This is a genomic window from Achromobacter sp. 10T422, assembly GCF_056394065.1.
The window spans coordinates 103761-123215 of sequence record NZ_JBFTHD010000002.1 but is presented as its reverse complement, the minus strand read 5'-3'; the positions used below and the strand labels follow the sequence as shown (position 1 = coordinate 123215).

At 63.2% G+C, this 19455-nt stretch carries 22 protein-coding genes; 8 read left to right on the top strand and 14 right to left on the bottom strand.

Annotated features, from left to right (window positions below):
* Positions 1-59: 59 nt before the first annotated feature.
* Together AC1DB0_RS04745 and AC1DB0_RS04740 are read left to right on the top strand one after the other, a co-directional pair.
* Complete coding sequence (locus tag AC1DB0_RS04745) at positions 60-1196, top strand: C45 family autoproteolytic acyltransferase/hydolase (RefSeq protein WP_175169574.1); 1137 nt, start codon at positions 60-62, stop codon at positions 1194-1196.
* A 35-nt stretch (positions 1197-1231) separates the two neighbouring features.
* Positions 1232-2794, top strand: coding sequence for an ABC transporter substrate-binding protein (locus AC1DB0_RS04740; RefSeq protein ID WP_054424197.1), 1563 nt, complete (start codon positions 1232-1234; stop codon positions 2792-2794).
* A 1049-nt stretch (positions 2795-3843) separates the two neighbouring features.
* On the opposite strand, the gene AC1DB0_RS04735 is transcribed toward AC1DB0_RS04740, so the two are convergent.
* The 7 genes from AC1DB0_RS04735 to AC1DB0_RS04705 all read right to left on the bottom strand — a co-directional run bounded on the left by AC1DB0_RS04735 (position 3844) and on the right by AC1DB0_RS04705 (position 11770).
* Positions 3844-5397, bottom strand: coding sequence for an ABC transporter substrate-binding protein (locus tag AC1DB0_RS04735; protein ID WP_054424199.1), 1554 nt, complete (start codon positions 5395-5397; stop codon positions 3844-3846).
* A gap of 198 nt (positions 5398-5595) precedes the next feature.
* A complete protein-coding gene (locus tag AC1DB0_RS04730; protein WP_476758613.1) occupies positions 5596-6216 on the bottom strand; it encodes a GntR family transcriptional regulator in 621 nt (206 codons plus the stop codon).
* A gap of 83 nt (positions 6217-6299) precedes the next feature.
* Positions 6300-7955 carry an ABC transporter ATP-binding protein gene (locus AC1DB0_RS04725; RefSeq protein WP_476757731.1) on the bottom strand — a complete coding sequence of 552 codons (1656 nt, stop codon included), beginning with the start codon at positions 7953-7955 and terminating at the stop codon, positions 6300-6302.
* Positions 7952-8773: an ABC transporter permease gene (locus AC1DB0_RS04720; protein ID WP_054424205.1), complete on the bottom strand. Its 822-nt coding sequence runs from the start codon at positions 8771-8773 to the stop codon at positions 7952-7954. The genes AC1DB0_RS04725 and AC1DB0_RS04720 overlap by 4 nt, the downstream gene beginning before the upstream one ends.
* On the bottom strand, positions 8770-9714 hold the full coding sequence (locus AC1DB0_RS04715) for an ABC transporter permease (RefSeq protein ID WP_006223711.1): 945 nt from the start codon (positions 9712-9714) through the stop codon (positions 8770-8772). Before AC1DB0_RS04715 ends, AC1DB0_RS04720 begins: the two co-directional genes overlap by 4 nt.
* Positions 9715-9775: 61 nt before the next feature.
* The gene (locus AC1DB0_RS04710) at positions 9776-10645 is read right to left on the bottom strand and encodes an alpha/beta hydrolase family protein (protein WP_054424207.1); all 870 of its coding nucleotides are present in this window, start codon (positions 10643-10645) and stop codon (positions 9776-9778) included.
* A 207-nt stretch (positions 10646-10852) separates the two neighbouring features.
* A complete protein-coding gene (locus tag AC1DB0_RS04705; RefSeq protein ID WP_054424209.1) occupies positions 10853-11770 on the bottom strand; it encodes a DUF808 domain-containing protein in 918 nt (305 codons plus the stop codon).
* Between the two features lie 168 nt (positions 11771-11938).
* Here AC1DB0_RS04705 and AC1DB0_RS04700 point away from each other — a divergent pair, with 168 nt between their 5' ends.
* Complete coding sequence (locus AC1DB0_RS04700) at positions 11939-12247, top strand: DUF1272 domain-containing protein (RefSeq protein ID WP_175171710.1); 309 nt, start codon at positions 11939-11941, stop codon at positions 12245-12247.
* Between the two features lie 33 nt (positions 12248-12280).
* On the opposite strand, the gene AC1DB0_RS04695 is transcribed toward AC1DB0_RS04700, so the two are convergent.
* From AC1DB0_RS04695 to AC1DB0_RS04680, 4 genes are all read right to left on the bottom strand, one after another.
* Positions 12281-12637 carry a gamma-glutamylcyclotransferase family protein gene (locus tag AC1DB0_RS04695; protein WP_054424213.1) on the bottom strand — a complete coding sequence of 119 codons (357 nt, stop codon included), beginning with the start codon at positions 12635-12637 and terminating at the stop codon, positions 12281-12283.
* 86 nt (positions 12638-12723) lie between these two features.
* Positions 12724-13254 (bottom strand): hypothetical protein, encoded by a 531-nt coding sequence (locus AC1DB0_RS04690; protein WP_054424215.1) that lies wholly within the window; start codon positions 13252-13254, stop codon positions 12724-12726.
* Positions 13255-13340: 86 nt separating this feature from the next.
* The gene (locus AC1DB0_RS04685; RefSeq protein WP_054424217.1) at positions 13341-13598 is read right to left on the bottom strand and encodes a hypothetical protein; all 258 of its coding nucleotides are present in this window, start codon (positions 13596-13598) and stop codon (positions 13341-13343) included.
* Between the two features lie 40 nt (positions 13599-13638).
* Positions 13639-13842, bottom strand: a complete 204-nt coding sequence (locus AC1DB0_RS04680; protein ID WP_054424219.1) for a cold-shock protein — start codon at positions 13840-13842, stop codon at positions 13639-13641.
* 463 nt (positions 13843-14305) lie between these two features.
* Here AC1DB0_RS04680 and AC1DB0_RS04675 point away from each other — a divergent pair, with 463 nt between their 5' ends.
* On the top strand, positions 14306-14743 hold the full coding sequence (locus AC1DB0_RS04675) for a hypothetical protein (RefSeq protein WP_054424220.1): 438 nt from the start codon (positions 14306-14308) through the stop codon (positions 14741-14743).
* 194 nt (positions 14744-14937) lie between these two features.
* Here the strand turns inward: AC1DB0_RS04675 and AC1DB0_RS04670 are convergent, their stop codons facing one another.
* Positions 14938-15444: an RcnB family protein gene (locus tag AC1DB0_RS04670; protein WP_476757732.1), complete on the bottom strand. Its 507-nt coding sequence runs from the start codon at positions 15442-15444 to the stop codon at positions 14938-14940.
* A 262-nt stretch (positions 15445-15706) separates the two neighbouring features.
* Between AC1DB0_RS04670 and AC1DB0_RS04665 the strand changes: the two genes are divergently transcribed.
* On the top strand, positions 15707-17014 hold the full coding sequence (locus AC1DB0_RS04665) for a hypothetical protein (RefSeq protein ID WP_476757733.1): 1308 nt from the start codon (positions 15707-15709) through the stop codon (positions 17012-17014).
* Between the two features lie 39 nt (positions 17015-17053).
* Here AC1DB0_RS04665 and AC1DB0_RS04660 read toward each other — a convergent pair whose 3' ends face one another.
* Positions 17054-17404: a hypothetical protein gene (locus AC1DB0_RS04660; protein ID WP_054424224.1), complete on the bottom strand. Its 351-nt coding sequence runs from the start codon at positions 17402-17404 to the stop codon at positions 17054-17056.
* Positions 17405-17523: 119 nt separating this feature from the next.
* On the opposite strand from AC1DB0_RS04660, the gene AC1DB0_RS04655 reads away from it, so the two are divergent.
* From AC1DB0_RS04655 to AC1DB0_RS04645, 3 genes are all read left to right on the top strand, one after another.
* Positions 17524-17706, top strand: coding sequence for a type II toxin-antitoxin system HicA family toxin (locus AC1DB0_RS04655; RefSeq protein WP_082387125.1), 183 nt, complete (start codon positions 17524-17526; stop codon positions 17704-17706).
* A 51-nt stretch (positions 17707-17757) separates the two neighbouring features.
* Positions 17758-18150 carry a type II toxin-antitoxin system HicB family antitoxin gene (locus AC1DB0_RS04650; RefSeq protein WP_175171709.1) on the top strand — a complete coding sequence of 131 codons (393 nt, stop codon included), beginning with the start codon at positions 17758-17760 and terminating at the stop codon, positions 18148-18150.
* Between the two features lie 71 nt (positions 18151-18221).
* Positions 18222-18626 (top strand): hypothetical protein, encoded by a 405-nt coding sequence (locus AC1DB0_RS04645; RefSeq protein ID WP_054424231.1) that lies wholly within the window; start codon positions 18222-18224, stop codon positions 18624-18626.
* Positions 18627-18659: 33 nt separating this feature from the next.
* On the opposite strand, the gene AC1DB0_RS04640 is transcribed toward AC1DB0_RS04645, so the two are convergent.
* Positions 18660-19400 (bottom strand): SDR family oxidoreductase, encoded by a 741-nt coding sequence (locus AC1DB0_RS04640; RefSeq protein WP_054424713.1) that lies wholly within the window; start codon positions 19398-19400, stop codon positions 18660-18662.
* Positions 19401-19455: the final 55 nt, after the last annotated feature.

Genomic DNA, 19455 nt, shown 5'->3' with positions numbered 1-19455 from the left:
ATTTTTGAAAGTTTGACTCCTCTTCCGACTATACGGCGCGCGGCGCCGCTTTCCCGTCCATGACCCAGATCACGCAATTCCCCTTCGTATCGGTTTCCGGCACGCCCGAAGCCCGCGGCCGCTCCTACGGCCAGCAAGCCGCCGACCGCGTGCGCAAGAGCGCAGCGATGTATGGCCAGACGCTGGTCGACCTGGGTTACGACGCCATGGCGCGCACCCAGCTGATCGCCCACTTCGCCCGCGAGATCGAAAACTTCGCGCCGCACTATCTGGAAGAAATGCGCGGCATCGCGGCCGGCGCCGACGTGCCGTTTGAAGACATCGTGATGGTGAACGCCCGCACCGAAGTCGTCGCCAAGGCCCGCGCCGAAAAGAAAAAGGCCGCCGAGCTGGAACCTGGCGACGGCTGCACCGGCGCCCTGATCCTGCCCACGCGTTCGGCCAACGGCAACCTGATCCATGGCCAGAACTGGGACTGGCGCGCCGAGTGCGCCGAGACCGCCATCGTGCTGCGCGTGCGCAACGACAACGGCCCGGACATCCTGACGTTTGTGGAAGCCGGCGGCCTGGCCCGCAGCGGCTTGAACAGCGCGGGCGTGTCCATCACCGCCAACTACCTGGAGTCTGACCGCGACTTCCGCCAACTGGGCGTGCCGCTGTCGCTGATCCGCCGCAAGGTGCTTGAGCAGCAGCATTTCGCGCTGGCCATCAAGGCGGTCGCCACGACGCCCAAGTCCTGCTCGAACAACATCATGCTGGGCATGGCCGCGGGCTTTGGCGTGGACTACGAGTGCACCACCGACGAAGCCTTCCCGATCTACCCGGGCAACGACGACCTGATCGTGCACGCGAACCACTGGGTCAGTGAAGTGGCGTTGAGCAAGCTGCGCGATACTGGGCGGGCCAGCACGCCGGAAAGCGCCTACCGCGACTGGCGCGTGCGCCGCCTGCTGAACGAGAAAACGCAGCTGACGCGCGAGGACTTGAAACACGCGCTGTTCGACGACTTCGGTGCCCCCTATTCCGTCTGCCGCCCGCCGCGTCCCGGCAGCCACGACAATCTGTCGGCCACGGTTGCCATGGTCGTGATGGAACCCGCCGCCGGTTTGATGGAAGTGGCGCCGCTGCCCGCACTGAACCGCACGTTCACGCGCTACAGCCTGACCGCCGAACCTGAACTGCTGACCGCCGCCTGATCGGCACCGCGTCCGCGCAACCCAAGGAAGTATCAATGAAAGTCCATCAATTGAGCGCCGCGGTTGCGCTGGCGCTTGCCGGCATGGCCGGCGCGGCTATTGCACAATCGGCCCCGCCGCTGCGCATTTCGCTTACCGCCGACATCCGCTCGACCGAGCCCGGCGTCAACCGCGACAGCAACAGCGACGCGGTGGTACTGCACATTGTGGAAGGGCTGGTCGCCTATGGCGAAGACGCCGAAGTGCGCCCGCTGCTGGCCAAGTCCATCGACATCAGCGCAGACGGCAAGACCTACACGTTCACGCTGCGCGACGGCATCAAGTTCCACAACGGCAAGCCCATGACCTCCGCCGACGTCCTGTGGACGTGGCAACACTACACCGGCGCCAACTCCGGCTGGCGTTGCGCCAGCGAGTTCGATGGCCGCGGCACGGTCAAGGTCACCGGCGTGGAAGCGCCTGATGCGCACACGGTCGTCTATCACCTGGAAAAACCCAGCAGCCTGTTCCTGGCGTCGTTGGCACGCACGGATTGCGGCGGCACGGGCATTCTGTCCAAGGATTCCGTGGGCGCGGACGGTGCGTGGATCAAACCCATCGGCACTGGCCCGTTTGAACTGGCCGAGTGGAAACGCGGCGAATACATCCGCCTGACGAAGTATGCGGGTTATTCCAACCTGGACGGCAAGCGCGACGGCTACACCGGCTCCAAGCGCCCGTTGGTGGATGAAGTGCGCTTCATGATCGTGCCGGACGACTCCACCGCAAAGGCGGCGTTGCAGCGCGGAAACATCGACATCATCGAAGACGTCTCGAACAACGACGTGCCGGTGTTGCAAGGCACGCCGAACGTGAAGGTGGCGTATGCGCCGGTGATGAGCATGACGGCGCTGTTGCTGCAAACGAAAGACCCAGTGCTGTCGAGTCCGAAGATGCGCCAGGCCCTGGCCCACGCGATCGACTACAAGCAGCTGGCTGCGGCCGTCACCGAAGGCCTGGCGCAGCCCAACAATTCCATCGTGCCGCTGGTGTCGCCCTACCATGACGCGGCGCAGAAGCAGGGCTGGGAGTACGACCCTGCCCGCACGCAGGCGTTGCTGAAGGAAGCGGGCTACAAGGGCCAGGCGCTGACGATCCTGACAACGAAGCGCTACCCGCAGTCGTACAACTCGGCGGTGATTGTGCAGGCGATGCTGCAATCGGTGGGGATCAATGCGCAGTTGTCGGTGGTGGAATGGGCGACGCAGCTGGACCGCTATAACGCGGGCACGTACCAGATGATGACGTTCCCCTATTCCGCCCGCCTGGACGCGGCGCTGAATTACGAGATGGTGACGGGCGACAAGACCAAGCAGCCGCGCAAGATCTGGGATAGCGCGGAAGCGTTGAAGCTGGTGGAAGCGGCGTCCGTCGATACGGATCATGCGAAGCGGCAGGCGTCGTTTGATCAGCTGCATAAGCTGTTCCTGGCGGACGTGCCGAGTATTCCGCTTTATAACGGGCTGGATATCGGGGCTTATCGAAGCGACGTGAAGGGATATCAGCCGTGGGCGGTGAAGAAGCCGCGGGCGTGGGAGGTGGAACGGGTCGGGGGGTGAGGTTTTGCTGGGGTGGCAGTTTGCTGGGATGTTGCTCTGGGGAATGTTGCTTTTGGGGAATGTGCTTTGGGGAATGTTGCTTTCGGAAGGCGACGCAGTTCTGGCGGCTAGGCCGTTGATCTTTGTAGGTCGCCCATCGTCGCAGTGGCCCTGACTGCGCGCGCCCACGATTGCGGTCCGGAGCCTTCGCTCCGGACTTCCCCTTCGTCATCTTCGTCACCCGCCTTCGGCGGGTTCCTTCAGATTCCCTCGGGCGCATCGAGGTTGCACGCAGTCAGGGCCACCGCGCCGACGGGCTGCCGTTGTCTTGGGTCGTTGCGCTGCTAGGGTGTGCCTTAGTCACGAGTGCTGCGGGGCCCGCCGAGTGGCGGCCGCGCGGGCGGCCTTACTCGGCTTACGCGTTTGTGGGCGTTTGGGCGGTGGCCGCTTTCGCGAATTTGTAGAGCTGGTTGCTAAGGGGCCCCCCGCCGCTTTTGGGGGGGAGAAAGGTGGCGCGCAGCGCGCACTGTCTTGCGCATGCCGACCCATTGCGCGCCACGCACCGGGGTTCAAGTGCCGGCCGTCATTCGTAGGATGGGAAATGACACCGCACTTGGGTTCAAGTGCGGTCATCATGCGTGGGGGAATGATGAATTTCGTACAGCCAATCATCCCAAGACGCGCGCAAAAAAACTGAACAACGCAGCCACACGCGAAGCGCACACCGCGACAGCGCTCCGCCGCGCGTAAGCTCCACAAGGCCGCCCGCGCGGCCGGCATGGAGCGGGCCCCGCAAGATCATTCCCACCACTCCGCCGGCGAGTAGAACCCTAAGAACAGCACTCGCCCCCGCTGACGTCGCATTCAACTGACGCAGCCTGTGGGGTCGGTGGCCTGGGGTGGGCGGGGCGTCGATAAGCCCAACGGAATCCGTAGGGAGCCGAAGGCGTACGAGGATGAGGCAGGGGCAGTCCGGAGCGAAGGCTCCGGACCGCAATCGTTGCCCCGCGCACCCCAGGCCACCGACCCCACAGGCGTCAACAGAACCCACTCAAACAAAAGCAAAAAACCTACCGAACCTCTGTCTCCCAAACTCTCGGCTTCCCCTCCCACACCGAAAAGCCCTTCACTCGCTTATTACTCGCCCACGCATCTGCGCCGTTGTACAGCATCAGCATCGGCGCCTGTTCCAGCATCAACGCGTGCAGTTGATCAAACAGCGCCTGACGCTTCACCGGGTCTGACTCCAGGAAGCTTTCATCGATCAGCTTCTGCGCGGCGGGATCATCCCAGACCTTGCGCGGCTGCTTTTCCTTGTCGCCAGAAAACTGTTCAAAGCTCAGCGACGGGTCCAGGCGGGACGAGAAGGAGAACGAGCTGATCTGGTACTTGCCAGTGTTGTAGCGGTCCAGCTGGGTCGCCCATTCCAGCACTTCGATCTTCGCGTTGATGCCCACCGACTGCATCATCGCCTGTGCAATCACGGCGACCTGGTAGCTCGGCACATGCGCGCGCTTGTTTGCGTAGATGACGATGGGTTCGCCCTTGTAGCCCGCTTCCTTCAGCAACTGCTGCGCGCGCGCCGGATCGTACTTGTAGCCGCGCTTTTCGGCGTCTTTGTAATAGGCCGATCCCGCGTGGACGGCGGAGTTGTTCAGCTGACCCAGGCCCTCGGACGCAGCGGCCACGACTTGCGGGATGTCCAATGCCGCCGCGATGGCCTGGCGCACCTTCACGTTCTTCAGCACCGGGTCTTGCGTCTGGAACAGCAACACGTGCTTGACGGCGTCATGCGGGCTGAAGACGGTCAGGTTCTTGGCGCTTTTCAGTTCGCCTACATCCGTGTTGGTGATCTGGCTGGCGTCGATTGCGCCCGACATGAGGCCGGCCTTGGACGTTGACGGGTCCGGCACCACCAGGAACTTCACCTCGTCCACCAGCGGGCGCTTCGAGCCCACGTAACCGTCCGGCTTGTCGCCTTCGGGTGACACGTAATCCTTGAACGCCGACAGCAGCGTGTACTCGCCACGCTTCCAGTCCTTGAACTGGAACGGGCCGGTGCCGATCGGCTTGATCCACGAACCGTCTGCCGCCACCGACTCCTTGGCGATGATGGCGGTCATTCCGCAGTCGGTGCGCGCCAGCGAATCCAGGAACACCGCCGACTTGCGGTCCACCTTCATCACCACGGTCTTGGCATCCGGCGCCGACACGTCGGTCACCTTCAGGCCATTGCGCCCGTCGAAGTCGCTGCGGCAACGCCAATCGGTTTTTGGGTCCATGTAGCGCTGCCAGTTCCACAGCACATCGGCGGACGTCAGCGTGGCGCCGTTGTGGAACTTCACGCCGTCGCGCAGTGTGAAGGTGTAGGTCAGGCCGTCGTCCGACAAGGCAACCGACTTGGCCAGCAAGGGGCCAACCGTGCCGTTCTCACGGTAGCCGACCAGGCCTTCGACGATATTGAGCACCACGCCGTCGGTTGTGTTGTCGCGGTTGACGCCGGGGTTGGTCGAGCGGATGTCGGCCGGTTGGGCCACCGTCAACACCGCGGCATGAACCGGCGCGGCGACGGCGGCAAGCGCCAGGGAGAGCGCAAGCGCTCTGGGAACAAAGTGGTGGTGCATGTAAAGACTCCCCGGCGTGCGGCGCAGATTCCACGCGTATATTGGCGCCAAAATAAGCTGCTAATTATGGCGGCTCCACCGCACGCCGCCATACGGGGTATCCCTGAACCCGACGCACAAATGCATCGCGGCGGCCTCTTTGCAGAAGGCCGCCGCGCAGGCGATGTGAATCGCGAGATCAGAACATCAGCGTCAGTGTCAGGAAATGTCTTGCCCAACGTGTTGCGCGATGATTTTTTGCAGCTGCTTCACATCGCGCGCTTCCAGCGCATCGACCATATCGAAGTGTTCGCGCGCCGAAATCTCGATGCGGGACCGAGTCACCCATTCCTTGGCCGGGGCCGCCGGGCCGCGCGCACGCATCTCCTGGATCAGCGCCGCCAGCTCGCGGTTGCCGCACAGGTCGTACATGCTTGCGTGAAAGGCCAGGTTGACCTCGTATTGCTCCAGCAAGGTGCCGTMTTGCAGCAGCTTGACGAAACGTTCCGCCAACGTGCGCAGCGCACGGACCTTGGCCGCCGTAACGTTGGGCATCAGGTCAGCCGCCGCGCCCGTTTCAAGCAGGATGCGGATATCCCGGATCTGCAAATGCTGATCCGGGTCCATCGCGTACACGTGATAGCCCCGGTTCGGAATGTGCGCAATCAGCCGCTTGGCGGCCAACTGGTCTAGCGCCCGCCTGACGTCCAGACGCTTGGCGTCGTAGCGCTCTTGCAGGTCGATCTGTTTCAACCAGGCGCCGGGACCATACACGCCCGACTGAATATCATGGGCAATGCGGTCAACCAGGCCAGGTTGCGTCGCTGCCGGTTTCGGCATGGACCACTCCCATCAATCAATTCCAAAGCGCGTATTTTAGGCATAACTTCCTGCGCCGAATGCAGGGGGTTCCCCCCCTGCCCTCATGCCGTGGCCCGCAGAGGTTCCATGCCATCCAAACGCCAACGCAAGCGCACGCCTCCGGTTTCTGTGGATTCCAAGGCCGGAATCGCCGACAACAGGCTGCGCGTGTAGTCCTCTTGCGGGCGGTCGAACACCGCGTCACGCGACCCTTGCTCGACGATGCCGCCGTCACGCATCACCACCACCCGGTCAGCCACCTGCTCCACCACGCCCAGGTCGTGGCTGATGAACAGGCACGAAAAGCCGTGCCGTTCCTGCAAGTCAGCGAACAGGTCCAGCACCTGCGCCCGCACGGTAACGTCCAGGGCGGACACCGGCTCATCGGCAATCACGAACGCCGGCCGGCGCACGATAGCGCGCGCAATCGCCACGCGCTGACGCTGCCCGCCAGACATCTCATGCGGAAAACGCTTGGCGTATTCAGAGCCCAGGCCCACTTCCGCCAGCACCTCGTCCACGCGGCGGCGCTTGTCGGCCGATGGCATGTCTTGCATCATCCGCAGGCCTTCGCCCACAAGCTGGCCAATGGTCATGCGCGGGTCCAGCGACGAATACGGGTCCTGGAACACCATCTGGCAGTTCAGGCGGTAGTCGCGCCACGCGGCCGATTTGCGGCTGACAGGCTGGCCACGGAACAGAATCTGGCCGGACGTGGGCGCCAGCAGGCCGGCAATGGCGCGGCCGAGTGTGGTCTTGCCCGAGCCCGAGCCGCCCACCACCGCCACCACCTCGCGCGGTTTGACGTGCAGGTCGATACCGTTCAAAGCGCGCTTGGCGCCAGTGCGCGAAAACAGGCGCTGGTGGCCGGCGTAGTCCACCACCAGGTTCTTGACCTCGACAATGGGCGCGTCCTGCGTCAACTTGCGGGCGGGCAGGCGGCGCGGCATCGCGTCCAGCAGCTTGCGCGTGTAGGGATGCTGCGGCCGTTCCAGAATGCCGGCGGTGGTGCCGGTTTCCAGCACCTTGCCGTGCTGCATCACCACCATGCGCTCCGTGTATCGCGCCACCATCGGCAAATCGTGGCTGATCATCAGCACGGCCGTGTGGTGTTCGCGCGTCAGGTCCACCATCAGTTCCAGCACGTCGCGCTGCACCACGGCGTCGAGCGCGGTGGTGGGTTCATCGGCAATCAACAGCGCCGGCTCCAGCAACATCACCGAGGCCAGCATCATGCGCTGGCGCATGCCGCCCGAGAACTCGTGCGGCCAGGCGTCCATCGCCCCCTTCGGATCGCGAATGCCCACGCGGCGCAGCATCTCAAGAATGCGTTCGCGGCGCTGGGCCGTGGACAAGTCCCTGCGGTGCAGCTTCAGGCCTTCGTCCAGCTGGCGGCCGATCGGCATGGACGGGTTCAACGACGTCATGGGTTCCTGGAACACCATGCCGATGCGCGCACCGCGCAGCTTGCGCAGCACGGCCGGCTCGGCCTTCGTCACGTCGACGCCTTCGAGCCGGATGGCCCCGCCCGCCACCACCAGCGGCGCCGGGGTCAGGCCCATGATGGCGCGGGCGGCCTGCGTCTTGCCGCTGCCGGATTCGCCCACGATGCCAACCATTTCGCCCGGCGCCACGTCAAACGACACGCCGCTGACGATCTCGCGGCCGCCCGCGCCCACGGTCAGGCTCAGGTTCGATACGGATACCAGTGCGCTCATTGCACGCCCCTCATGCGGGGATCGAGACGGTCTCGGACCGCATCGCCCAGCAGGTTGATCCCCAGCAGCGCGAGCGCAATGGCCAGGCCGGGAAGAATGGATAGGTACGACGCCTGCGCCATGAACGGACGCGCGGCGGCCAGCATGTTGCCCCACGTCGGTGCGGGTGGCGGCACGCCCAGGCCCAGGAACGACAGCGCGCTTTCCGCCAGGATCACCCAGCCGAACATGGACGTGGCCAGCACCGTCAGCGGTGCCACGCAGTTGGGCAGCACATGCCGGAACATGGTGTAGAGCTCGGAATTGCCCAGCACGCGAGACGATTCGATGAACTCTTTTTCACGCAAAGACAGCACCGTGCCCCGCACGATGCGCGTCACCGACGGCGTGTAGGCCAGGCCCAGCGCCAGGATGATGCCGTACTTGTTGGCGCCCACCACCGCCAGCAGACCCAACGCCAGCAGCAGGCCGGGAAACGCCAGCAGCGCATTGTTGAAGGCCATGATGATGCGGTCGGTCCAGCCGCGCACGAAACCGGTGAGCGTGCCGATGGCGGTGCCGGCGACGATGGCGAACGTCACCGTCAGCAAGCTGATCCAGACGCTGCTGGATGCCCCGGCCAACAGCCGCGACAACTCGTCGCGGCCAAACTCGTCGGTGCCCAGCAGGAAGTCTCCGCCGGGCGGTTTCAAGCGCGCGATGAAGTTGATTTTGAGCGGGTCATGCGGCGTCCAGAAGGCGCCCATGATCGCCGCGATGAGCATCGCCCCCACGATCAGGCCGCCCAGGAGCGCGTTAGCTGCGATTCGCTTTTTCATTCGGCGGTCACTCTCGGGTCGAAGATGGGATAGCACAGGTCGATCAGCAGGTTCACGATCACGTAGACCACGCCCACGAACAGCAGGCAGCCCTGGATGACGGGGTAGTCGCGGGCGAAGATCGAATCCACCAGCAAGCGTCCCAGCCCGGGAATCGTGAACACCGTTTCCACCACCGCGATGCCGCCCAGCAGGTTGCCCAGCACCAGACCGATCAGCGTCCAGGTCGGGCCGAACGCGTTGCGAAATGCGTGGCGCATCAGCACGGCCGATTCGGACAGGCCCTTGGCGCGCGCATGGGTGATGTAGTCCAGCCGCAGCACTTCCAGCGTGCTTGCGCGCGCCATGCGCATCAGCACGCCGATTTCGTGCAGGAACAGCGTCAGGATCGGCATGGCCAGATACAGCAGGCCCGCCTTCCAGTCTTCACCGATCGACACATAACCCACGACCGGCAGCCATTGCAGCTTCAGGCCAAAGAAGATCAGCAGCAGCAGACCCAGCCAGAAGGTCGGGATGGACACCAGCAGCGTGGCCGAGCCGACCAGAAACAGGTCGGGCCATTTGTTCTGCTTCCAGGCGGCGATCATGCCAGCCGGCACAGCGACCAGCGCGGCGAACAGCACCGCCACCAGCACCACGCGCCCGCTGATCAGGAAGCGGTCCCACACCAGCGGCAGCACGGGCTGGCCGGTGTTGATGGACGACCCCAGATCGCCGTGCAGCATGTTGCCGAACCAGATGCCGAACTGGGTCAGCCAGGTCTGGTCGAGCCCCAGGCGCGCACGCAGGTCGGCCAGTGCGGCCGGCGTGGCCAGGTCGCCCAGCAGCAGTTGGGCGGGATCGCCCGGAATCAGCCGGATCATCACGAACACCGCCACCGCCACAATCAGCAGCGTCGGCACGGCCATGACAATTCGGGATAGCGCAAAACGCAGCATGGCCCTCTCCTATTCCTGAACGCGGACGCACGGCAACGCGTGGCGTCCGCCTTCAGCGATATCAATTTTTCGCATGTCGCAACTTGCGCAGCGCGTCCGCCAGGAAGTCCTGCACCTGGCCCACGCATTTCAGACCATCGTGCGGCACGTTATCCACAACATCCAGCACCGCCTTCACGCCTGCCGCTTCGAACGAACGGCGCAGCGACTCCAGGCGTTCGGGGCGCGTCTTGCCGGCGTCATTGGCGCCCGGCATGAAGAACTTGCCGCCTTCGCGGTGGGTGATTTCCCAGGTTTCCAGGTCGGCTTTGCCCACAATCATGTGCACGGCCACTTGCTTGAGGGCTTCAATGTCCACGCCCTTGCCGAAGCGGGTTTCGGCATCGCGCACGCCCACCCACCAATCCTGGCTTGGGTCCAGCAAGGTCACCGAACCCGGCGCGCCGATCGACACGGCCCACAGGCTTTCGGGGTGCAGGTAGGCAAAGCGGTTCACGAACTGGCCGCCGCCGGAATAGCCGAACAGGCCGAACTTCTTGAATTGCAGGCCGAACTTCTCGCCCACTTCCGCGACCATGTCGAGCAGGATGTGGTCATAGCGGATGTTGCCTTCGAGCAGCTGCTTGAAGCCGTCGCGGTTGCCGTCGCCCAGCGGGCCCACGGGGAACAGCGGGCACAGCACGATGCAATCGTTCCAGCGCGCGAATTCAGCGAACGCGTCGCGGTATTCCACAAAGGCACGGCCAGTGCCGTGCATGATGACGACCAGCTCCATCGGATGCTTGGCGGTGTCGATATGCGGCGGCACATACATGCAATACGAAAAGCGCGGGTCGGTGCGGGCTGCGAAGACGGTGCTGTGGCCCAGGTCGTACATGGCGCGCGCGAGCGCGGCGTCGGGTTGAAGAGCGATAGCTGCGTTGGACTGCATGATTTCCTCTTTGCCATGGCCGCGTGGGCGGACGCATGGCGGATGCCGGTGGTCGAAACAATAATCACATAAATTGGCGCCAATTTTAGGCGCAGCGGTTTCGACGCAACAAGGCAGGGGATTCCCTAGGCTGGCGGGATGCGCCAACCGGATGCAGACAAATGTATTGATGGCAGGGCCACCCGGAAAGGGTGGCCGCCCGAAACGTCAGCCTTTCTTGAACAGCCGTTTGGCCACGCTAACCACGCCCAGCACCACGGCGCCCGCCACGATGCCGAACAAAGCGTTGAGCACGGTGGACGTCAACGCTTGCACCACGCTGCCCCCGCCCACCGCGGCGGCGGCGTGTTCGATGGCGGCATGCACCGGCGCGATGCCGTGGGTCAGGATGGCGCCGCCCACCATGAACATGGCGGCAGTGCCAACGACCGACAGGGTCTTCATCAAATAAGGCGCCGCCCCCACGATGCGCTTGCCCAGCCAGGCCACGCCCTGCGACCGCTTCTGGCTCAGGTAGAGCCCCAGGTCGTCCAGCTTGACGATGCCGGCCACCAGCCCATACACGCCCACCGTCATCGCAATCGCAATGATCGACAGCACGGCGACTTGGCGCGTGAAGTCCGCGCCGGCCACAGCGCCCAGGCTGATGACGATGATTTCTGCCGACAGGATGAAGTCCGTCCGCACGGCGCCTTTGATCTTGCTGCGCTCAAACGCCACCATGTCCACCGACGCATCCTGCAAGGCCTCGGCGCGCGCGGCGTGATTGCCCTCGGCCGATTCGCCATGCGGCAGGAATTTGTGCGCCAGTTTTTCCACGCCTTCAAAGCACAGGAACGCGCCGCCCAGCATCAGCAAAGGGGTGATCGCCCACGGCGCAAACGCACTGATCAAGAGCGCCGCCGGCACCAGGATCAGCTTGTTGATGAACGATCCCTTGGCCACCGCCCACACCACGGGCAGCTCGCGGTTGACGGGCACGCCGGTCACCTGCTGCGCATTCAGCGCCAGGTCGTCGCCCAACACGCCGGCCGTCTTCTTGGCGGCCACTTTGGTCATGACAGAGACGTCGTCCAGAATGGTGGCGATGTCGTCGAACAATGCGAAGAAACTACTGCCGGCCATCAAGCATCCCCTGTGCCCGTAAAGGTGATCCGAGTGTACAAGCGGTGGCCGCGTCCAGATGCAACGCAGCTGACCGTTTTCATTCCTTTTTGTGTCTGGATCGGGCGTGGCGAAAATCCGCCGCAGGCTCTACGCTGCGAGTTGCCCAATCGACGTGAAGGATGCCCCATGCTCGCCCTGCGCCCCACCTGCGAACACTGCGACACCGCCCTGCCCCCGGACGCCACCCATGCGCGCATCTGTAGTTTTGAATGCACATTCTGCGCGAGCTGCGTGGACGAGGTGCTGGGCAACGTCTGCCCGAACTGCGGCGGCGGCTTCACGCCGCGCCCGATCCGCCCGTCGCAAGACCGCAAGGGCGGAAACTGCCTGGAGAAGTATCCCGCCAGCACCGAACGAAAACACCGGCCGGTGGACCAGGCCGCGCATGCGGCGCTACGGCGCAGCCTGGAAGGCGTGGCGCCGCAGGACCGCTGATTGAGCGCCTCGTCCCCGGGGTCAAATCCTGGGTCAGGCCTGGATGTAGACCCACGCGTGTACGCCGGACTTCAACAACACCGACACACGCTTGTAGTCCGACACCTCGTAGGTGTCGGCGGCGTGCAGCTCCTGTTGGGTGACCTCGAAGACCGTGCCGCGCACTTCGTCTTTGGGGTCGTAGCTGGCGTAGACAATCGGGTGCTGGGCTTTCCCGCTGGTCTTCAAGACCTCGGGGTCAGTGATGTCGACCCAATGCTGCACATAGCCCGTCATGGCATCGGGCCGGCCGGTCAGTTCACGGCCGAAGTTAGCCAGCTGCACAGCCTTGTCTTGCAAGGTTCCGTAGGAAAACAACAGGATCGACGTCTCAGGGATTTCAGGCACCATCTTGTCCTTAAGGAAAATGATTGGCTTCCAAAGACTTTACATCGGCGTCCAGGCGTTCAAACACGACGCCACATGCACACTTCTTTTCACACCCATGACACCGGCCAATGCGCCAGCCGCGTCGCCAGACCTCCAACATCTTCATACACCGCCAGCACGCCGCGCTTGTTGCGCAAGACCACAACGCGCTTGCCTTCGAATTCGTTGATGTGACTGTAGTGCGCGGGCTCGGAGGCACCGCCGTCCAGCTTGTAGGCCAACTTGGCGCGGTCGACGAAGTCTTCGTCATCACGCCCGGCGCGGGACACGCCTGGCCGCAGCGGCGTTGCCAGTCTGACGCGCAATGCCGTGGCATCCGCCACGAAGCGCGTAATGCGGGCCTGAAGCGCAGGCACATCCGGATCAGCCGGCATCGCCAGCCGGCTCACGAATCGCTGACGCGTGTCGGACGGCAAATCGCTCCATAGGTTCAGCACTGCCACCCCCAGCTCAGCGAGCGTGCGCTGCTGGGCGGCATCCAGTTGTTCAAACGGAAACGGCGGCGCCCACGCGTCGATCGTTGCATTCGCGTCGCCGTTGCCGGGCGAAGATGTGGCCCTGTCGTCTGAATTCATCATGAAACTCTCCTCGACACTCGCCAACAAGAAGGCCGCCCAAGCGGGCGGCCCTGTCTGGCAGGCATGCAGCGTCAAGCTGCGGCATTTCAAGAAGGCCTGGCATGCGCGTCGACGACAAGGCGACCATGATTGATCGCGGCGTCTACCGCCATGCCGGGACTGGAAACAAAGCCGCCCGATTCGAACAACGGCACGGCGTGATGTTCATTGAGCTTGTCCTGATCTGCTGCCAACTCCACCGCGACGGTTGCGGTGAAGGCGGGCCGGCTGCTGCCCCCGACTGTAATCCGGGAAACACTGGCGGTAAGCCGATAGCCCTTGTAGACCATATTGTTGTGAAACATGAAACCCCCTATTTGTTAAAAAGGCCCAACGGGCCTTCATTCACAAAGCGCGGATTTGCGTGGCGTGAGGGCCTTTGGCACCTTGCGCAGTCACGTAACTGACGCGTTGGTTTTCCATCAGGACCTTATGGCCATCGCTGACAATTTCCGAGAAGTGCGCAAATAAATCCTTGCCGCCGTTCTCGGGCATGATGAAGCCAAATCCTTTCGCATCGTTAAACCACTTTACGATTCCGGTTTCCATAATCTCATTCCTTTTAATAGCGGGCACCGCCCGCGAAGGTGAGCCTGTCAAGGAAAGGACTGCGAACAATGTAGCGCCCCTAAGGGAGCAAGACCGGACGAAAATCACGATGCTCGAAAAGCTTCTAATCAACTATGGGTGCAGAGGTTCTTAAAGTCAATCAGCGTTTCCATTTACCACGCATGTATTATTTTCGCGGCTGATTGGGCTTAATTAATGGCAAAACCAAGTAATTCGGGGCGTGCAGCGGGGTTTTCTAAAGTTTGCTTCGCGTTTACTTATTACGTAACCAACGCTGCGTAAGCGTATACCCGAACAATAAAAGGCGTATGCTCGGCCAATGGTGCTTGAACGTGCGTCACCTCGCCGTATCGCCATACAGGAGTATGGCCATGCATCATCGCAACACTCGCTTTCCCCGAACCCCCTGCCCCGCGCACGTCCTTTTCATCGCAGATCGAGCGTGAGCGCGATCAGAAGGTCGATCGCCAAATTCGCCAACGCCTGCGTCAAACTGCTTCCGTCAGCCTCTCCGCCGCCCGCCAGCGGCGAGCCGCGTCGCGACCCGCAACGCAGCCATGCCGCCATCTCATCTCCGTGGCGCATCTACCGCATCTACGCGCGGCCTGGCCACTTGCTGATGCGCAATGAACAAGGCCGCATCCTGGACCTTGGCGTCATGAAAGGCGTGGAGCCCAACCTTACCTACCGCCTCTTTGCCCGCGACCTCCAGGGCAAGGGTTTCGCCACGCGCTCGCTGCTGCTGGACGATATCGCCCGCCGTATCGAAGCTGGCGAAGTCAGCAAAGAACTGCTCAGCCTGCCCGATTGGGATCAGCCGCTGGGCGCGGATCTGGACCGCGGGACACATACGGATGTGTCGATGAAGCTGGGGCGTTAGGCAAGCCCCGCCCGGGTCGAGGGAGTCGGGGCGTCAAGCACGCCCCGCCCGGGTCGATGAAGCCGGGGATTCAAGCACGCCTCGCCCGGATCGACGGAGTCGAGACGTCAAGCAAGCCCAGCTAGGGTCGACGAAGTTTGGCGTCCGGCAAGCCGGACTCCCGCAGCACTTCGCGCGGGCGCTCGCGCCAGCAATCAACGATCAAACACTGATTCCAACACGATGCCTGTGGCCACGCCGATCAGGAAGTAGTCGGCGCCCACGCTGATCCACTGATAGCCGCGCGGCGGCTGCTTCAGGTGGTAACCGCGCCAATCATTGATGACGTACTGCGGACCACGATACGGCTGCGGCACGCGTTCGCCTTTGGACCAGCGCGACGGTGCGGGATCGGGGCGGTCGTAGCCATGGCCGTGCTTCGGACCTGGGCCACGGCCGGCGTCATGGCCCGGGCCTTGGCCAGGACCATAATTCGGCCCCTTGCCCGGCCCCTTGTTCTGCCCGTGGTTCGGCCCCTTGCCCGGTGCGTCGTCGTGGCCATTTCCATGGCTGTTGCCAGGGCCATTGCCGGGGCCGCCGGGGCCGCCGGGACTGCCGGGACTGCCGGGGCCACCAGGGCCACGATCGGGTTGCGCATAGGCCAAACCGCTGCTTGCTGCCATCACGGCAACCAAAAGAGTAGAGACGATTTGCTTTTTCACGTTAGACCTTTTCAATGCACGGCACATGCCTACGCCACGCATTCTAGGGATCAGGTTTAACGCAATCAGGACGAAGCGTTACCGCGTGTTAAGGCCAAGCCGGTTTCGAAATCCACTGTGACAGGTATCGTCGCGATGCCCGTTTTCGCCGGCGCTAGACACGATCGGATATTCTCTCGCCTGAAAATATTCAGGGCCCGTTCATGCAAAGCCCAAGCATCGAACGCCCGCTCGTGCAAACCCCGATCGTGCAAACCCGTTCATGCAGACCCCGCTCATGCAAACCGCCACCGAAATTCTGGACACCTTCGAACGCCTGGGTTGGAAAGGCAACGACCCCATGGCGCAAATGCTGCAGCTGCGCGCGCACGATCCGAAGGCGTTGGGCGACCTGGTGGTGCAAGCCTTGGACCGCAACCTGAAGCACGCAACGTTCATTGACGCCGCGCTCGACCTGATGGACGACGACAGCTACATCGCAACCGTCAACGCGGCGTGGCAACGCGCCCGGCAAGGCGCCCGGTCAGACATGCTTTGCGAAGTGCTGGATTCCGCCGCCTTGCAATACCCCGACGTCTTCGCCAGCAATTGGAACGCGTATCTGAGCGCCGTGCACGCCGGCGAAGGCGGCCCCGAGTATTTGGCAGATCAGGCTTGGCGCGCGCTCGACGCCACAACGTCGGCGGAGTGGTGCGCCACCTTGGAAGACGATGTCAGCGACGGCACGCTGGGCCGCACACGCGCGATTGCGTTGCTGCGGTCGCGCCAGCCCAAAGCTGTGCAGCAAGCATGGTTACGCCTGTTCCCCAACCCCGACGCGCTGGCCCAATCATGGCTGCACCTTGCCGGCTACGCGTCGCAGGATGGCGGCATACGCGCCCTGCATTCAGAGCGCCCCTTGCATATCGGATTGAGTGCCAGCCAGCGCAAACCCATGCTGGCCGATCAGCCCACATGGCGGCGTGACGTGCAAAAGGCGCATCCCACTTGGGGCGCGAACGCCGAGTCCGTCACCCAAGCGCGCATGGGCGGACGACTGCCCAGCACCTGCGGGCATTGTCACGCGCCGCTGCACCGCTTGCTATCCCTGGATGATCCCGCCGTGGCTGGCATAGCCAGCGCCACGCCGCTTGATGTCGCCACCTGCCTGTCATGCCAAGGGTGGCAGAGCGATGGCGCGATGTTCTATCGCCATGATGGGGAAGGCGTCCCGCACGCCCACCCGAGTCAAGTCCTGGAAAACGCGTCGGCCCCGGACTATGTCGCCGATGCGCTGCTGGACGCCGACGTTCAGCTATTCACCGCGCCGTCGCGGTGGGCCTGGCAGGATTGGGGCCAATCGAACGGCAGGCAGAATCTGAACCGCGTGGGCGGCGCACCAAGCTGGGTGCAATCCGCCGACTATCCCGCCTGCCCCGACTGCCAGCAAGACATGCACTTCGTCATGCAGCTGGATTCCGGATTGCCTCAAGCCGATGGCGGCGAATGGCTATGGGGCAGCGGCGGCTGCAACTACACGTTCTGGTGCGTCGGTTGCCGAGTCAGCGGACATCTATGGCAATGCACCTGAGCCACGCCGGGTTCCAGCTCCGGCTCCGGCAACGCCACCCTATTTTTTTAACTGCTCCGACACGCACATATTGACGACGCCGTTGACCAGCGCTTCGATGCGGTCGCGCTCCGGGCCTTTTTCGTTGGTGACCAGCATCCGGTCATAGGCGGTGTAGTCCTTGAGCACCACCGTCTTCTGCAAGCCGTCCAGCACGCATTGGCAATACATGGCAGAGCGCGTATCCACGTCCGGCCGCGCACCCGCGCTTTTCTTGAAGCCTTCCACGCACGAGCTATACGTCACAAGGCGAATGCTCTCGGGGTACTCATTTTTCTTCCCGCAGCCGGCAAGCCCCACCAAGGCCACCCCTGCGATCACCCCCGCCACCGCTCGCCACGTAGTCTGCATGAACCGCTCCTGTTGAAATTCGAAAACGGGTGCATTTTTGCATAAGGGCGTGCCATCTTTTGGTCTGATTATTCCCGCGGCAGACCCTTTTCATTTGTGCGATGTGTATGGTACACATCATGGACAGCCGAGAACTCATCAGACAGCTCCGCCAAGCAGGCTGGGTTTACCGAAATGCGAGAGGCTCGCATCACATCTACGTCCACCCGGAAAAGCCTGGGCATCTCAGCGTGCCCCATCCAAAGAAGGACCTTGGAATCGGCTTGGTCACCAAGTTGTTGACCCAAGCTGGTCTGAAGTAGATCGGTCACCGCCATATCTATTGGTCCGCTCACGGCTTACCAAGGAAACTCATGAAATACCCCATCGCCATAGAGCCCGGCAGCGACACGCAAGCATGGGGCGTTGTCGTTCCGGATCTGCCCGGTTGCTTTTCAGCATCCGATTCGGGCATTGATGAAGCCATCGAAAACACGAAAGAAGCGATAGAGCTCTGGATTGAAGCCGCGTTAGATAGCGGCGCGCCCGTGCCGCCGCCCAGCGGCATCGCGGCTCATCAAGCGAATCCAGAATTCACAGGCTGGATCTGGGCCATCGTGGAAATAGACCCTGCCGTCATGGACGACACCATCGAGCGCGTCAATATCAGTTTGCCCCGGCGCATACTCGCCCGAATCGACGCGAAAGCCCGCGCGGCCGGCGAAAGCCGATCCGGCTACATCGCACATCTGGCGTTGACGCACTAGCCGCGTCGTTTGTCGGATAAGGTAGCGCCCCGGCCGTCCCGACACGGTTAACTTCCAACTCACCCTGCACCATGACGTCATCTGCATCCTCCTCCCACCCCATCGCCATCGACCCCGCCCAGGTTGGCGAATACCCCGCCCTGACCAAATCCGGCGGCGGGTATTTCTATGACGATGTGTTGGAGTACCGCGTGTGGGTTCACCCTCACGCGGGCGGCGAAGACTTACACGAAGGTGATGACTATTACTACGCCTTCGCCACCTTCGAAGAAGCCGCAGAATGCGCCGAAGACACGCCGGGGGCCGAGCAGCCGCTTGTGCTGGTGCGGCAGTTTGAATCCATCAACGAACCCACACCGGGCGTCTTTGAACACGTCATCGCCGAGCGCATCACCGAGTGGCGCGTGGAGTGGCTGGCCGATAGCAAGCGCACCGCCACGTCCATTCCGGATTTTCTGAAAAGCCGCGCGCACTAGGCGCGCAGGCCGCTCAAGCGTCAGCGCACGAGCTCAGCTCATGTACACGCCACCATTGATGGCGTAGTTGGCGCCCGTGACAAAAGCCGCGTCATCGGACGCAAGCCAGGCGCACAGGCCGGCCAAGTCTTTCGCCGTGCCCAAGCGTCCGACCGGCACGCTTTCGATGATGCGGTCCAGCAGCGCGGGCGGGAACGCCTTCACGGTGTCGTCCGCGATGAAGCCGGGCGACACCAGGTTTACCGTCACGCCGCGCGCCGCCACTTCCTGCGCCAGCGACCGCGTGAAGCCGATCACCGCGCCCTTGGCCGTGGCGTAGTTGATCTGGCCGATCTGGCCCTTTTCGGCGGCGACGGAACCAATGTTGATGATGCGGCCCCAGCCCCGGTCGGCCATGCTGTCGACGACTTGCTTGGTGCTGTTGAACAGCGTGTCCAGGTTGCTTCGCAGCACGGCCGACCAGTCGGCATACGCCATCTGGCGAAAGCGCATGTCCAGCATCGACCCGGCGTTGTTGACCAGCACGTCAATGTCGCCCACTTCACGGCGCACCTTGGCGAACGCGGCCTCGGTCGACGCCCAATCCGTGGCGTCGCCTTCGGACGCCACGAAGTCGTAACCCAGCGATTTCTGTTCCTTCAACCAGCTGTCGCGGCGCGATGAGCGCGGGCCGCAGCCTGCCACCACGCGGTGGCCGGTGTGATGCAGCGCCTGGCAGATCGCGGTGCCCGTGTGGCCCATTCCGCTGGTGACATACGCGATACGCAAAGCCATGACCATTCCTTATTCAGATGTGCGGCACGCGCCGCGGATCAACCCACCGAACCCT